10 protein-coding genes and 2 tRNA genes are annotated in these 12901 nt (G+C 66.6%); 6 read left to right on the plus strand and 6 right to left on the minus strand.

The annotated features are described in order from the left end of the window. Positions 1-19: 19 nt before the first annotated feature. Both P5P27_RS14440 and P5P27_RS14445 read right to left on the minus strand, forming a co-directional pair. Positions 20-595: a TetR/AcrR family transcriptional regulator gene (locus P5P27_RS14440; protein ID WP_006895496.1), complete on the minus strand. Its 576-nt coding sequence runs from the start codon at positions 593-595 to the stop codon at positions 20-22. 70 nt (positions 596-665) lie between these two features. Further along, positions 666-739 (minus strand) — tRNA-Met (locus P5P27_RS14445). Between the two features lie 233 nt (positions 740-972). On the opposite strand from P5P27_RS14445, the gene P5P27_RS14450 reads away from it, so the two are divergent. Then, complete coding sequence (locus P5P27_RS14450) at positions 973-2139, plus strand: IS1249 family transposase (RefSeq protein ID WP_006898367.1); 1167 nt, start codon at positions 973-975, stop codon at positions 2137-2139. A gap of 117 nt (positions 2140-2256) precedes the next feature. Here P5P27_RS14450 and P5P27_RS14455 read toward each other — a convergent pair. Both P5P27_RS14455 and P5P27_RS14460 read right to left on the minus strand, forming a co-directional pair. Then, a tRNA-Met gene (locus P5P27_RS14455) sits at positions 2257-2330 on the minus strand. An 86-nt stretch (positions 2331-2416) separates the two neighbouring features. Continuing rightward, positions 2417-3664, minus strand: coding sequence for an MCE family protein (locus P5P27_RS14460; RefSeq protein WP_278124624.1), 1248 nt, complete (start codon positions 3662-3664; stop codon positions 2417-2419). A gap of 215 nt (positions 3665-3879) precedes the next feature. On the opposite strand from P5P27_RS14460, the gene P5P27_RS14465 reads away from it, so the two are divergent. Continuing rightward, complete coding sequence (locus P5P27_RS14465) at positions 3880-4170, plus strand: hypothetical protein (RefSeq protein ID WP_006895498.1); 291 nt, start codon at positions 3880-3882, stop codon at positions 4168-4170. An 81-nt stretch (positions 4171-4251) separates the two neighbouring features. On the opposite strand, the gene P5P27_RS14470 is transcribed toward P5P27_RS14465, so the two are convergent. Further along, entirely contained in the window at positions 4252-7242 is a 2991-nt protein-coding gene (locus tag P5P27_RS14470) for a UPF0182 family protein (RefSeq protein WP_156479471.1), read from the minus strand. A gap of 131 nt (positions 7243-7373) precedes the next feature. Here P5P27_RS14470 and P5P27_RS14475 point away from each other — a divergent pair, with 131 nt between their 5' ends. Continuing rightward, complete coding sequence (locus P5P27_RS14475) at positions 7374-7940, plus strand: PPA1309 family protein (RefSeq protein WP_045539001.1); 567 nt, start codon at positions 7374-7376, stop codon at positions 7938-7940. Positions 7941-7959: 19 nt separating this feature from the next. Here the strand turns inward: P5P27_RS14475 and P5P27_RS14480 are convergent, their stop codons facing one another. Next, a complete protein-coding gene (locus P5P27_RS14480) occupies positions 7960-9000 on the minus strand; it encodes a YlbL family protein (protein WP_278124630.1) in 1041 nt (346 codons plus the stop codon). Positions 9001-9157: 157 nt separating this feature from the next. Between P5P27_RS14480 and P5P27_RS14485 the strand changes: the two genes are divergently transcribed. From P5P27_RS14485 to P5P27_RS14495, 3 genes are all read left to right on the plus strand, one after another. After that, positions 9158-10603, plus strand: coding sequence for a zinc-dependent metalloprotease (locus P5P27_RS14485; protein ID WP_278124632.1), 1446 nt, complete (start codon positions 9158-9160; stop codon positions 10601-10603). A 69-nt stretch (positions 10604-10672) separates the two neighbouring features. Further along, complete coding sequence (locus P5P27_RS14490) at positions 10673-11587, plus strand: hypothetical protein (RefSeq protein ID WP_278124634.1); 915 nt, start codon at positions 10673-10675, stop codon at positions 11585-11587. Continuing rightward, positions 11584-12900: an ABC1 kinase family protein gene (locus P5P27_RS14495; protein ID WP_006895504.1), complete on the plus strand. Its 1317-nt coding sequence runs from the start codon at positions 11584-11586 to the stop codon at positions 12898-12900. The genes P5P27_RS14490 and P5P27_RS14495 overlap by 4 nt, the downstream gene beginning before the upstream one ends. Position 12901: the final 1 nt, after the last annotated feature.

A 12901-nucleotide genomic window follows, 5' to 3' on the forward strand; every position in this document is an offset into this window, starting at 1 on the left:
GCATGCGTCGCGGCCGCGGTCAGACGTTGCCGCGGGCGATCACCGTCACCGCCGAATCCAATTGGTCGAACAGGTCGTCATAGGTGATGACGCCCATCCCCGCCTCCAGCAGAGCACCGGAGAAGGTGAACATGAGTGTTCGCAAGACCGCCGGGTCCACATCCTCGCCCAGGGCGCGCGTGAACAGTCCGTACCAGTGGGTGCCGATCTCGACGCGGATCCGCGCCACGTCCGGATCGACGGCGAGCAGACTCTTGGTGGCCGCCTCGGCGACCGTGGGCGACGCTCCGACCACGTCGGCGATGTACCGGACGGTCTGGTGCAGGCGGTCGGCGGCCTCGCCCGACAGCTCCGGCTCCGGGGCCTGCGCCACCTGCCGCCAAAACAGGGACGCGAACAGGTGGTCCTTCGACGAGAAGTAGGTGTACGCGGTCGCCGGCGAGACATTCGCTCCGGCGGCGATGAGCCGAAGCGTCAGATCCTCGTAGGCCGACTCCTCGAGCAGCGACAGGCCCGCGTCGAGAAGCCTTCCCACCGTCTCCAGTTGTCGCGCGTTGAGACCGCGGCGAGGAAGGGTGGAACCGAGACTGTGCATGCGTCCAGCCTAATGCCGCGTGAAATGCGAGGAGACCCGCACCTTCACGGTGCGGGTCTCCTCGGTTCGGTAGCGGGGGCAGGATTTGAACCTACGACCTCTGGGTTATGAGCCCAGCGAGCTACCGAGCTGCTCCACCCCGCGTCGGTAAGATCCGATTTCCAGGACGATGATGCTGAATCCTGGCCGTCGAACTCGTACTCGTCCACTGTACCCGATCCCCGAGACCGCCTCGACCACCCGCCCCCGCGGCGGAGTCGAGTCGCGGGTTGAAGCCCGACTACGGGTTAAAGGCCAAAATGTGTGTACAGATACGCTGGTTTCCGGTGTCTGACCTCGACTGACAGTGCGCCGGACATGCTTTGAAAGCATGTTCGGTGTCAGGTTCTCGGAATTCCCCCTCATGTGGTGTATGCGGCCGCAAGCTCGTCAAGAACGGAACCACCAGCGCCGGCCGCACCCGCTGGCGCTGCAAAGACTGCGGCGCCTCCAGCACCCAGAAACGCCCCGACATCACCCGCAAAGCCGAACTCACCGCGTTCCTCACCTGGCTCCTGCACGGCCGACAACCCGACCACATCAGCGCACGCACGTTCCGCCGATCACGCTCCTGGTGCTGGAACATCGAAGTCCCACCACCTGCACCCCCGACTGAGCCGGCCCAGGTATTGATGCTCGATGGCACCTACTTCCAATCCTGGTGCCTGCTGATCGCCTTCGACGGCACCCACGTCGTCGACTGGCAATGGTGCGACCGCGAGAAGAAGATCGCCTGGCAGCAAATCCTGCAACGCCAACCCGCCCCGCACGTCGCGGTCATCGACGGTGGCCGCGGCCTGCTCGCCGCGATCGCTGACGATTGGCCCACCACTCGAGTCCAGCGCTGCTACTTCCACATCTTCCAGACCGTGCGCCGCCACCACACCTTCAAACCCCGACTCGATGCTGCCCGTGAAATTGTCACTCTGACAACCGCTTTGATGAACATCCGCAATTCCGAGCAGGCCGTGCTCTGGCTTCAGGCCTACAACGACTGGGAAATCAAGCACGACCGATTCCTCCGGCACCGGACCTACGCCCGCCCGCACACTGTGCGCCCGAAGGGCGTCGCCGAGACCAGCACCTGGTGGTACACCCACCGCGACCTACGCAAGACCCGAGGACTGTTCCGGCGGCTGATCTCAGAAGAGCACCTGTTCACCTGGATCGACCCCCGCCTGACCGATGAAGAGCACCCCCTGCCGCGGACCACCTCACCGCTCGAAGGCGGCCCCAACAAAGGTCTCAAAGACCTGTTCCGCGCTCACCGAGGACTTCTGACCGAGCACGCCCGCCGAGCCGCCGAATGGAAGCTCAACAGCCTCACCGCCCACCCACACGATCCGTGGAGCCTGGTCCGCGAAGAGCACCACAACCCACCACCGCAGCGACCGAAGGAAACGCCCGTCGAGGACGAGCAGATCGGGCCCGCCGCCTACGACACAGGCTTCAACTGGGAAGACGGCAACGGCATCCAACACGGATGGGGAGGCCGAAACCGGTAAACCACCCGACGCCACGCCCGAACCGTACACACATTCTGGCCTTTAACCCCCGACTACCGTGGCCGCACCCGGGATGCAAGAAGACCCGCACCGTGACGGTGCGGGTCTTCCTTCTAGTAGCGGGGGCAGGATTTGAACCTACGACCTCTGGGTTATGAGCCCAGCGAGCTACCGAGCTGCTCCACCCCGCGTTGCATCGACTACGTTACACACGCCGCGACAGCGAAGGCAAATCGATGAAATCCCAAGGTGATCGACGCCACCGGCAGGGCTCGGCTCAGCGCGGATGCACGCCCATCAGCGCCGCCAGCTGGGTGGCGAGCGGATTGAGATTGAGCTTGTCGGGGTCCTTCTTGGCGTTGCCGTCCCACGGCTGCGCGATGTTCGGATTCGCCAGCGGTGCCCGCGCGGCGCCACGCACGGAGGTCGGATTTCCGGCGGGCACGGTGCACCCGACCTCGGTGTTGAACGGGAAGTCGTCGTAGTTGATGTCGAAGTCGGGCTTCTCACGCTTGATCCGCGCGATCATGGCCTGCGTCGACTCGTAGCCGCGAGTACAGCTCGGCGGGTTGCCGGTCTCCAGGACGATGCCGAAACGGATCGATCCGTCGGGCGACGAGGTGGCGTGGCTGCTGGCCGACAGGCTCGACAGCATCGCGAAGGTCATGCCGGTGACGTAAGACGCCGGCGCGATCTCGTGGACCGTGCCGCCGAGCTGCCCGATCAGCTTGGTGGTGTCGGCCCCGTTCTCGTCGAGAAACTCCGACAGCGCAGAGGCCGCACGGGGCCCGTCGGTCAGAATGCGCCGCACAGCCGGATCGGATGAGGCGAGCTGCGCCGACACCTTGTCGAGTCCGCGCGACCATTCGAGGATCTCGTCGGACTGCTCGTCCTGAGTCTTGAGCACGACGTTCGAGTTCTTGATGAGGCCGATCGTGTCGTCGAGACTCTTGAGTCCGTCCTTCGACAGGGTGTCCAGCGAATCGACCAGTCTCGACAGATCCTCCCCCTTGCCGTTGAACGCCCTGCCGAGTTCACGGACGACGGATTGGAGCGAATCGACCGGAATCGTCTTGGTGAGGTCGATGGCCGACGAGACGACGTCCTGCACCGCCGGAGGCAGTTCGACCTCAGAGATCTCCGAGCCGTCGCGCAGATACGGACCGGCGCCCGACGGCGGCTGGAGGTCGAGGAACTGCTCCCCGATCGCGGACCGGTTGGCGACCACCGCCACCGACGACGCCGGAATCGACGACCGGCCGGAATCGAGGGTCAGCTCCACATCGACACCACCGGGGACGATGCGCATATCGCTGACGCGACCGGCGGGGACCCCGCGATATGTCACCTCGGCTTCGGGGAAGATGCCACCGCTGTCGGGCATGTGCACCACCACGTGATAGCCGCTGAGTCCGAGCGCCTGGTCCATTCGCGCGAACCGGATGCCCGCGAAGATCGACGCACCGACACCCAGCAGAATCACGACGACCAGCTGCAGTTTCACCAGACGGCTCAGGGGTGGCATTCGCGACCTTCCTACACGACTGACGGAATCCCGACGATCCGACCTGCCGAGCGTAAGTCGGTTGCACCTGCAACGACGACTCCTGGACACCGTATGTGACAAACGAGCTAGCCAGATTCTTCATGTGATATTTGTCACCTCGTGAGCTATGGTGAGGGTAGATAGAGGGTGCTCTACCAGGGCATTCATCATCAGACGAGCTAGGAGGATCAGTCATGGCGAATCACTCGATCAGAAGGAGCGGCCACGGCAACCACTGGATGGGCCTGGTGGCCTTCGTCCTGTTGATGGTCGGCGGCGCCTTCTCAGCACTGTGGGTCATCACCTTGGCCGACCTCCCCGACAACAAGCCCACCAACATCACCTACGGAGTGCTCGCACTCGGCTGCCTGATCTTCTCCGCGATGATCTTCACCTTCCTCGTCAGGCGGCTGCATCACTCGCCGGTGATGCCCGACAACACACCCGACGAGATCGCCCGCTATCTGGCCAAAGTGCGTCCCTGATCCTGGACGCGGGGCCCTGCCGAGCAGAATGCCGGCCGATCGGATTCCCGATCGGCCGGCATTCCTGCGAATATGCGCGGCTCAGTTGCCGAGGGCCTCGTACTGATTGACGGCCTTGTTGAGCCGGTCGAGGGCGTCGCCGTAGGCCTTGAAGTCGCCGCTCGACTGCGCCTTGCGCATCTCCTCGAGCGCCTCGCCGAGCTCCTTCACCACCGCGTCGCGCGCGGCGTCGTCGCCGCCGCTACTCGACGGCTGCTGGGTGTTCGGCGCGGGCTTCTGCGGCGCAGGCGTGCTCGACCCTCCCTCGATCTCCGGCTCCGTCGCCGCACTCGGATCGATGCCGACCTGGCGGAGTGCCTCGGCCACGGTCGGCGCATAGCCGGCGTTCGCCTTCTCCTTGCCCGCCGCCGCGTTGTAGTACGTGAGTACGCGGTAGAGCTTCGGGATCGCCGAGTCCCCGGTCTTGGCCTGGTTGTACATCGGCTGCACGTAGAGGATTCCGTTGTCGCCGACAGGCAGTGCGAGCAGATTTCCGTAGGTCACCAGGCTGGAGTTCTCCACGAGCTGACGGTCACGGGTGCTCGACGGGCTGTTCTTCATCGCCTCGGTCGCCTGCTGCGGACCCACCGACTGGGTCGTGGTCGGCAACGTCTTGACCGTGATCTTGCCGTATCCGTCCGGGTCGGATGCCGCCGTCATGTACGCCGCGAGGTTCGGCCGCGCGAGCGCGGTCATCACCGATGTCAGCTGGAACTGCGAGAGCGCCTCGTTGCCCGGCGCCGACGCGGTGAAGTAGTACGGCGGCTGCGGAGCGGTGCTCTTGTCGACGGTCGGGTCCGCGGGAACGGTCCAGAAGTTGCTCGACTTGAAGAACGTGGTGCCGTCGTTGACGTGGTACTTCGTGAGCAGCTCGCGCTGCAGCTTGAAGATGTCCTCCGGGTAACGCAGGTGGGCGCGCAGGTCGGGCCGCTTGTCGAGTTCCGACTTGGGCTTGACCGTGCCGGGGAACGCCTTCATCCATGTCTTGAGCACCGGATCGGTGTCATCGGACTGGTACAGCTCGACCTTGCCGGTGTAGGCGTCGACGGTTGCCTTCACCGAGTTGCGCACATACGAGACCTCGCGGTCGGGCTGAGCGCGCCCGGTCGGCCCGGCGTCGGACTGACGGGAGTCGGCCGTCGCCGCCTGCAAGGCCATGCGCTGCGCGTAGGGATAGTTGTCGAGGGTCGTGTAGCCGTCGACGATCCACTTGATCGAGCCGTCGGCCATGACCGCAGGGTAGGTCTTGGAGTCGGTGGTCAGCCACGGCGCCACCTTCTTGACCCGGTCGCGCGGATCGCGGTCGTACAGGATCCGCGACTGGTCGCCGACCGCGCTGGACAGGATGAAGTTGCGCTCGCCGTACTTGAGCGCGTACAGCAGACGCGTACCCCAGTTGCTGAGGGGAACGCCGGAATCGGCGCGGTAGCGGTAGTTCTCGTTGTCCCCGTCGTACTCGCGGCCCTCGTCCGAGCCGCCCGTACCCACGATGGCGTAGTCGGGGTTCACCTTCGCGATCATCTCGCCGAAGTAGATGCGCGGCTCACGGACTTTGATCGGTGCGGTCGCCTTGTACTCGGGTGTGTTCACCGTGTTGACGTCGGAGACCAGGAACACCGGGAGTCCGCCGGAGTCGGAATTGGTGTCGCCGTTGGGTGCCTCGTCGACCTTGTTGGCCTGCGCGGCGATGAACCCGTTGCCGTGAGTGAACACGGTGTGCTTGTTGAGCCAGTTGTTCTGGTTGCCGCTCAGGCGCGACGGATCGAGTTCGCGCGCGGCGACGATGAAGTCGCGCTGCTGGGTCTCGCCGTCCTGGGTGACCGGGTAGCGGTCCACCGCCAACTGCGAGGGGAAGCCGTAGACGTTCTTGAGCGCCTGCCGCTGCGAGAACGCGGTCGACATCACCGCCGGGTCGAGGATGCGGATGTTCGAGAGCGTCGCCGCGTCGGAGTTGACGGTGGCCGGATTCGCCGGACTGCGCGCCCAGTCGTTGTCGTAGACAACGTCCTTGCCGTTGCGGATCCGGTAGGCCTCGGTGGTCGCCGCGATGTTGCGTTCGATGTACTCGGCTTCCTTCGTGTCGGCGCTGGGCTTGACGGCGAACTGTTCCATCGCCGCCGGCCACGCGACGCCGATCACCAGCGCCGAGAGCAGCATCAGCACCGCGGCCAGCGCCGGGATGCGCAGGTCGCGCAGGGCGATCGCGGCGAAGAATGCGATGGCGCAGACGATCGCGATCGCCATCAGGATCAGCTTCGACGGCAGCACGTAGTTGATGTCGGTGTAGGTGGCGCCGGTGAAGATGTCGCCGCGCCGGTCGCTGCTGAGCAGGTCGTATCGGTCGAACCAGTAACCGATGGCCTTCGCGATCATGAACAGTCCGGCGATCACGGCCAGCTGGATGCGTGCCGCCCGCGTCAACGATCCGCGACGTCCGCCGCCGCCGAGCCGCAGTCCGCCGAAGACGTAGTGCGTGATCAGGTTCCCGATGAACGCGATGACGAGCGAGATGAAGATGATGTCGAGCATCATCCGGAAGAACGGCAGCGAGAACGAGTAGAACCCGATGTCGAGGCCGAACTGAGGATCCTTGATCCCGAAGGGTTCGCGATTGATGAACATCTGAACCGTGGCCCAGGAGCCCTGGGCGATGAGACCCGCCACGATGCCGATGAACACCGACGGCACCAGAACCGACAGCTTGGGCCGCATGCCCACCGCCGTCCGGTAGCGCGCCAGCGGGTCGGTGGGGCTCGCCAGCATCACGAAGTCCGGACGTGCACGGTAGGCCGCGAAGATGCCGCCGAAGACGATCGCCGAGACCACGACCGCGACCACCAGGAAGGTCACCAGACGCGTCGTGAGCATGGTGGACATCACCTCGGAGTACCCGAGATCGGAGTACCAGAGCCAGTCGGTGATCAGTGAGACCACTCGCGGACCCACCAACAGCAGGATCAGCAGTCCGACACCGATCCCGATCAGGATCTTCGCCCTCCGGGACAACGTCGGCCGTCCGCCCGATCCGGTCATGCTCACCACTTGTATAAGCTCCCTGATTCGTCTCTGCTCGCGCGCGTGCGACAGCAATGCCGACCAGCTTACCGATTCGCCCGAGTCGGCTCCGTTCTCCGCCGCAACCGTCCAGGCTGCACAATGGGCGCGTGACGTCTTCCGATGATTCCGCAGGCGCCGGCTTCTCCCAAGCCGATCTCGGCAATGCCCTCGCCCAGTGCCTCGCCTACGCCTCCGAGTTGCCCTGGGGCTCGGCGCCGACACTGTTCGCCCTGGTACCGACCGCGGTGCTCGCGTCCCAGGCGCCGGGCCTCGTCGATCCCGGCGACGACTCCGCTCTGAGCCCGGTGGTGCAGGAGACCAGCACCGCCGACCTCGAAGAGCTGCTGACCACCGTCGCGTGGCCGGAGCAAGTGGTGGGCTCGGCGGTCGTCACCGAGATCACCCTGCTGCCGCCCGACGCCGAGGCCGATCTCGACGCGGCGCTGGAACCGCTGCTGGCCGATCCCGACGCCGCCGACGAGGCGGCGCGGCGAGCCGCTCACAGCCATCCCGAGCGGAAGACGGCACGGCTCGCGGCGGGGGTGCTCCGCACCGGGCAGCGGGTGGCGCTGCTCGCGCTCCGAGAGGGCGAGCAGCAGTCGGGGGATCTGCAGACTCACCCGGACATCGCACCGAACCTGCTCGACGCTCTCGCCGAGACTCTGCACGGCTGACCGATTCAGCAGTGCCGATTCAGCAGTGCGGGCGGGCCTTGTCGGTGCCGAGGGTGTCGAGCGCGTTCACCGCGTCGGTCAGCGTGTCGACCTTGACCAGTTCGATGCCGTCGGGCGCATCGGACTTCGCGGCATCGCAGTTGCCGGCCGGAACCAGGAACACCGTCGCTCCGGCGTCTCGGGCCGCCTTGATCTTGTGCGGGATGCCGCCGATGGTGCCGACCTTGCCGTTCGGGTCGATGGTGCCGGTGCCCGCGACGAACTGACCGTGTGAGAGGTCGCCGGGCGTCAGGTGGTCGATCACCGAGAGGGTCAGCATCAGACCTGCCGACGGTCCGCCGATGTCGCCGACGTTGAACACGATGTTGATATTCGGGTCCGCTGCCATCATCTGCGGCGTCACCCCGAGGAAGGCCTTGGCGGGATCGTCCGGGCGGGCCCCGAGCTTGACTTGTTGGGTCAGTCGCTGCGGTCCGCGCTGGACCGTCAGTTCCACCTCGTCGCCGGGCTTGTGCCGGGCGAGGACGTCGGCGAGTGCCTTGGGCCCGTCGATCGCGACGCCGTCGAGGGTGAGGATGCGGTCGCGCGGAGCGAGCTTGCCATCGGCCGGCCCCTTGCTCGCGACGGCGCCGACGCCGATCGCGACCGGCTTGTGCAGGTAGTTCAGCGAGGCCATCGTCGCGTTGGTCTCCGAGCCGCTCATCTGCTCGGTGTTCTGCTGCTGCACCTGTTCCACCGTTTGGTCGGGCGGGTAGTACAGCTCACGCGGCTGCAGTTCGTACGTACCCGAGGCCCACATTCCGAGCGCCTGGAACAGCGAGAGTCCGTCGCGGAGCGAGACCGTGGTGAGGTTGAGATTGCCCTTCGGGTCCGGGTCCACCGCTCCGGTCACTTCGACGACAGGCTTGCCGTCCACGTCGCCGAGCGTGTTGACCGTCGGGCCGGGCCCGAGCGCCACATACGGCACCCGAAGCGTCATGCCTGCGATGACGAACGCCAGGAGGACTACCACGCCGACGGTGATCGTGGCGATACGGCGATGGGCGGGCTTGATGGTCACCCGGCCCAGGGTAATGCAGCCCGATTCGCGGAGCCCGCAGGTGACCGGGCGAGCGCAGCGCCGGGAGATGTGCCGGGCGAGCGAAGCGACGGGAGATGACACGGGCGAGCGCAGCGACGGGAGATGTGCCGAGCTTCGGCCCGGTACCGTTGAAGGTATGAATGATCTGCCCTTCGGGTTCTCGTCGTCGAACGACCGGGACAAGAACGACCCGGACAAGAACAACGGTGGCCAGAGCGGCGGCGGCACGCCGGGCGGCGACCCGTCGAACCCCTTCGGATTCCCGCTGGGCGAAGGCGGCGCGGTCGATCGCTCGCAGCTGGGCCAGTTGTTCAGTCAACTCGGGAACATGTTCAGCGGCATGGGCGCGGGCATGGCCGGCGGCGGCTCCGGTCCCGTCAACTACGAGGTGGCCGCGAACCTGGCGCGCAGGCAGATCGGCTCGTTCACTCCGATGCTCGAGAAGGAGCACCAGGCGGTGGCGGACGCGGTCCGGCTGGCGGAGGTCTGGCTCGATGAGCAGACCGCGATGCCCGCGGGGATCCGTTCGACGGCGGCGTGGACGCCCGTGGACTGGCTGGAGAACACGCTGCCGACGTGGCGGACGCTGTGCGATCCGATCGCCGAGCAGATGTCGAAGACGATGGACGCCGGTCTGCCCGAGGAGGCGAAGGCTTTCGCCGGCCCGATGATGGCGATGATCGGCCAGCTCAGCGGCACGATGTACGGGACCCAGCTGGGTCAGGGACTGGGGCAGTTGGCCGGGGGCGTATTGACCTCCACCGACATCGGCCTGCCCTTGGCACCGGACGGTCTCGGGGTGCTGCTTCCCGAGGCGATCGCGCGATTCGCCGAGGGACTCGATCTGCCCGCGCAGGAGATCGTCGTCTTCCTCGCCGCGCGGGAAGCCGCGCACGTGCGATTGTTCGCGCACGTTCCGTGGCTCAAGCAGCGACTGCTGGCGACCGTGGAGGAGTACGCCCGCGGCATCCGCATCGACCTCGGCGGACTGCAGAATCTGGCGACGGAGATCGACCCGCAGGAGTTGTTCTCCAATCCGGGCAAGCTCGAGGAGTTGATGGGTTCGGCCGCCTCATTCGAACCGGAGACGACCCCGGCGCAGCAGGCGGCGCTCAGCCGTCTGGAGACGCTGCTCGCACTCGTCGAGGGCTGGGTGGAGCTGGTGGTGTCGAATGCGCTCGGAGACCGGATTCCGAGCACGGCCGCGCTCAGTGAGACGATGCGCAGGCGCCGCGCGTCCGGCGGTCCCGCCGAGCAGACCTTCGCGACGTTGATCGGTCTGGATCTGCGTCCGCGCAAACTGCGTGAGGCGGCCGCTCTGTGGCGGGCGCTCACCGAGGCGTCGGACATCGCGACGCGCGACGGTGTGTGGGGCCATCCGGACCTGCTTCCCGACGCCGACGACCTCGACAATCCGGCGGGTTTCATCGACCGGATCGTCGGAGGCGACGTCTCCGGTATCGACGACGCCATCGCCGAGTTGGAGCGCCAGTTCACTGCCGAGAGCGGCGACGGTGACGCCGAGCCAGGCGACGACGGCCGAGCTTCCGGCGGCGACGACGAGGGTTCCGACCAGCGCTGATTCCAGAGCTCGTCGAACCTGTGGAATTCGGGTTCGCCGAGAACCGGCTGCGCTGCCAGCGTGGTCGTCATGCCCGCACGCGACGCGCTCCCGGTTCTCACGTCCGGCACACCGGTCCTCATCCGCCACGACGGCCGGCTGCACATCGGCTCCGACCCGCTGACCGCGCTCACGGTGGAACTCGGTCGCGGAGTGTCGACGGCTGCGGTCGCGGCGCTTCTGCAACGCCTCCGGACGCCGCAGCGCTACCGCCATCTGCGCCGGGACCTGCGGTCGTCTGGTCTCTCGGCGTCGAGGTTCTGGGAGATGCTCGACCGGCTGGTCGCCGCGGGCAAGGCGGTGGAGTCCGAAACTGTTGCATCCGCACGCCTCGCCATCGGCATCGTCGGTCACGGCGAAATCGCCAGGCTGCTGCTGTCCGGGTTGCCGCTCGACGGACACCGGACCGAGGTCTGCGATCCGCGCGGTCCGCTCGGCGGTCCCGGGACCCGGCCGCAGCTGGTGGTTGTCGCCGACCAGCCGGTTCCCGACCCGGCCGTGTACGAGCCGCTGATGTCTGCGCGGATCCCCCACCTCGCGGTGCACGTCCACGACGACGTGGGGGTCGTCGGGCCGCTGGTGCTGCCGGGAGCCACCAGCTGCCTGCGGTGCCTCGAGCTGCACCGCACCGACGTCGATCCCGGATGGCCGGTGCTCGCCGCCACCCTGCAGGGGGTCGCCGGCGCCGGCGGGACCGCGACCCGTCTGGCGACGGTGGCGATGGCGCACGCGCAGATCGGCGAGATCGGCGCGGCACTGCGAGCCGCGGATCCGGCGCCGCCGGCGGTAGCCGGAAAGCGGCTCGAGTTCCGGCCGCTGCCGTGCGGGATGACGCTCGCCCCGGCACCGGTGCATCCGCGCTGCGAATGCTTCGTGCGATGCGGCGGTGCACCGGGCGAAACGGTTTCCACTATCCTCGATCACGCGGCGAAAGGACACCATTGAGCGAGATCACACGCGGCCAGGGTCGTCGCAACGCGAAACTGGCCGCACTCCCCCTCGGCATGGCCGGGCGCGCTGCCGCCGGGTTCGGCAAGCGGATCGCGGGCAAGAGCCGAGAAGAAGTCAACGCCGAGTTGATGAACAAGACCGCCGAGCAATTGTTCGCGGTCCTGGGGGAACTCAAGGGCGGGGCCATGAAGGTGGGACAGGCGCTCTCGATCATGGAGGCCGCGATCCCCGACGAATTCGGTGAGCCCTTCCGGGAAGCGCTGACCAAGCTGCAGGCGGAAGCGCCGCCGCTTCCCGCCAAATCCGTGCACAAGGTGCTCGATCAGCAGCTCGGCACCCGCTGGCCCGAACGATTCCGCGAGTTCAGCGACGAGCCCGCCGCCTCCGCCAGCATCGGCCAGGTTCACAAGGCCGTGTGGTCCGATGGCCGCGAGGTCGCGGTGAAGGTCCAGTATCCGGGCGCCGACCATGCCCTGAAGGCCGATCTGAAGACGCTGAGCCGCATGTCGGGACTGATTCAGAAGCTCTCGCCCGGCACCGACGTCAAGGCGATGGTGGACGAGCTCATCGACCGGACCGAGGACGAACTCGACTACATCACCGAAGCCGACAACCAGCGGGCGTTCGCCCGCGCCTTCGACGGCGATCCGGATTTCCTGGTTCCGAAGGTGGTGGCCAGTGCGCCGAAGGTCGTGGTCTCGGAGTGGATCGACGGCACCCGGCTGTCGAAGCTGATCGTCGAGGGCACGCAGGAGCAGCGCAACGACGCCGCCACCAAGATGACGACCTTTGAAATCAGCTCGCCTGCGCGTGTGGGAATGCTGCACGGTGATCCGCACCCCGGAAACTTCTACGTCCTCGACGACGGGCGTTTCGGGATCCTCGATTTCGGTGCCGTCGGGCACTACCCGGACGGGCTGCCTGCGAACACGGGCCCGATTCTGGCCCTCGCGCGTGACAGGCGGTACGACGAACTGCGCGAGGAAATGGTGGCCGCCAACTTCATTCAGGCTTCGCACGCCGACCGCGTGAGCCCGGAGGACCTCGCCAACTACCTGCAGCCGTACGTGGATCCGCTGTACAGCGACACCTTCCATTTCACGCGCAAGTGGCTGCAGCGCGCGGCGGGGATGGCCACCGACATCAACGGCGACGTCTACAAGACGTCGCGGAATCTGAATGTTCCACGCGAGTACGTGATGGTCTTCCGTGTCCTCATCGGATGTGTCGGGATCGCCGCTCAACTCGACGCGGAGGCACCGTATCGCGCGATTCTGAACGAATGGGTGCCCGGCCTCGCGAGCTGAG

The organism is Gordonia sihwensis (assembly GCF_029632925.1).
GTDB lineage: Bacteria > Actinomycetota > Actinomycetes > Mycobacteriales > Mycobacteriaceae > Gordonia > Gordonia sihwensis.

Bases quoted from the DNA above. Each gene is read 5' to 3' on its own strand.
- P5P27_RS14440 (WP_006895496.1), bottom strand. From the start codon at position 595: ATGCACAGTCTCGGTTCCACCCTTCCTCGCCGCGGTCTCAACGCGCGA.
- P5P27_RS14460 (WP_278124624.1), bottom strand. From the start codon at position 3,664: ATGCCACCCCTGAGCCGTCTGGTGAAACTGCAGCTGGTCGTCGTGATT.
- P5P27_RS14465 (WP_006895498.1), top strand. From the start codon at position 3,880: ATGGCGAATCACTCGATCAGAAGGAGCGGCCACGGCAACCACTGGATG.
- P5P27_RS14470 (WP_156479471.1), bottom strand. From the start codon at position 7,242: ATGACCGGATCGGGCGGACGGCCGACGTTGTCCCGGAGGGCGAAGATC.
- P5P27_RS14485 (WP_278124632.1), top strand. From the start codon at position 9,158: ATGAATGATCTGCCCTTCGGGTTCTCGTCGTCGAACGACCGGGACAAG.
- P5P27_RS14490 (WP_278124634.1), top strand. From the start codon at position 10,673: ATGCCCGCACGCGACGCGCTCCCGGTTCTCACGTCCGGCACACCGGTC.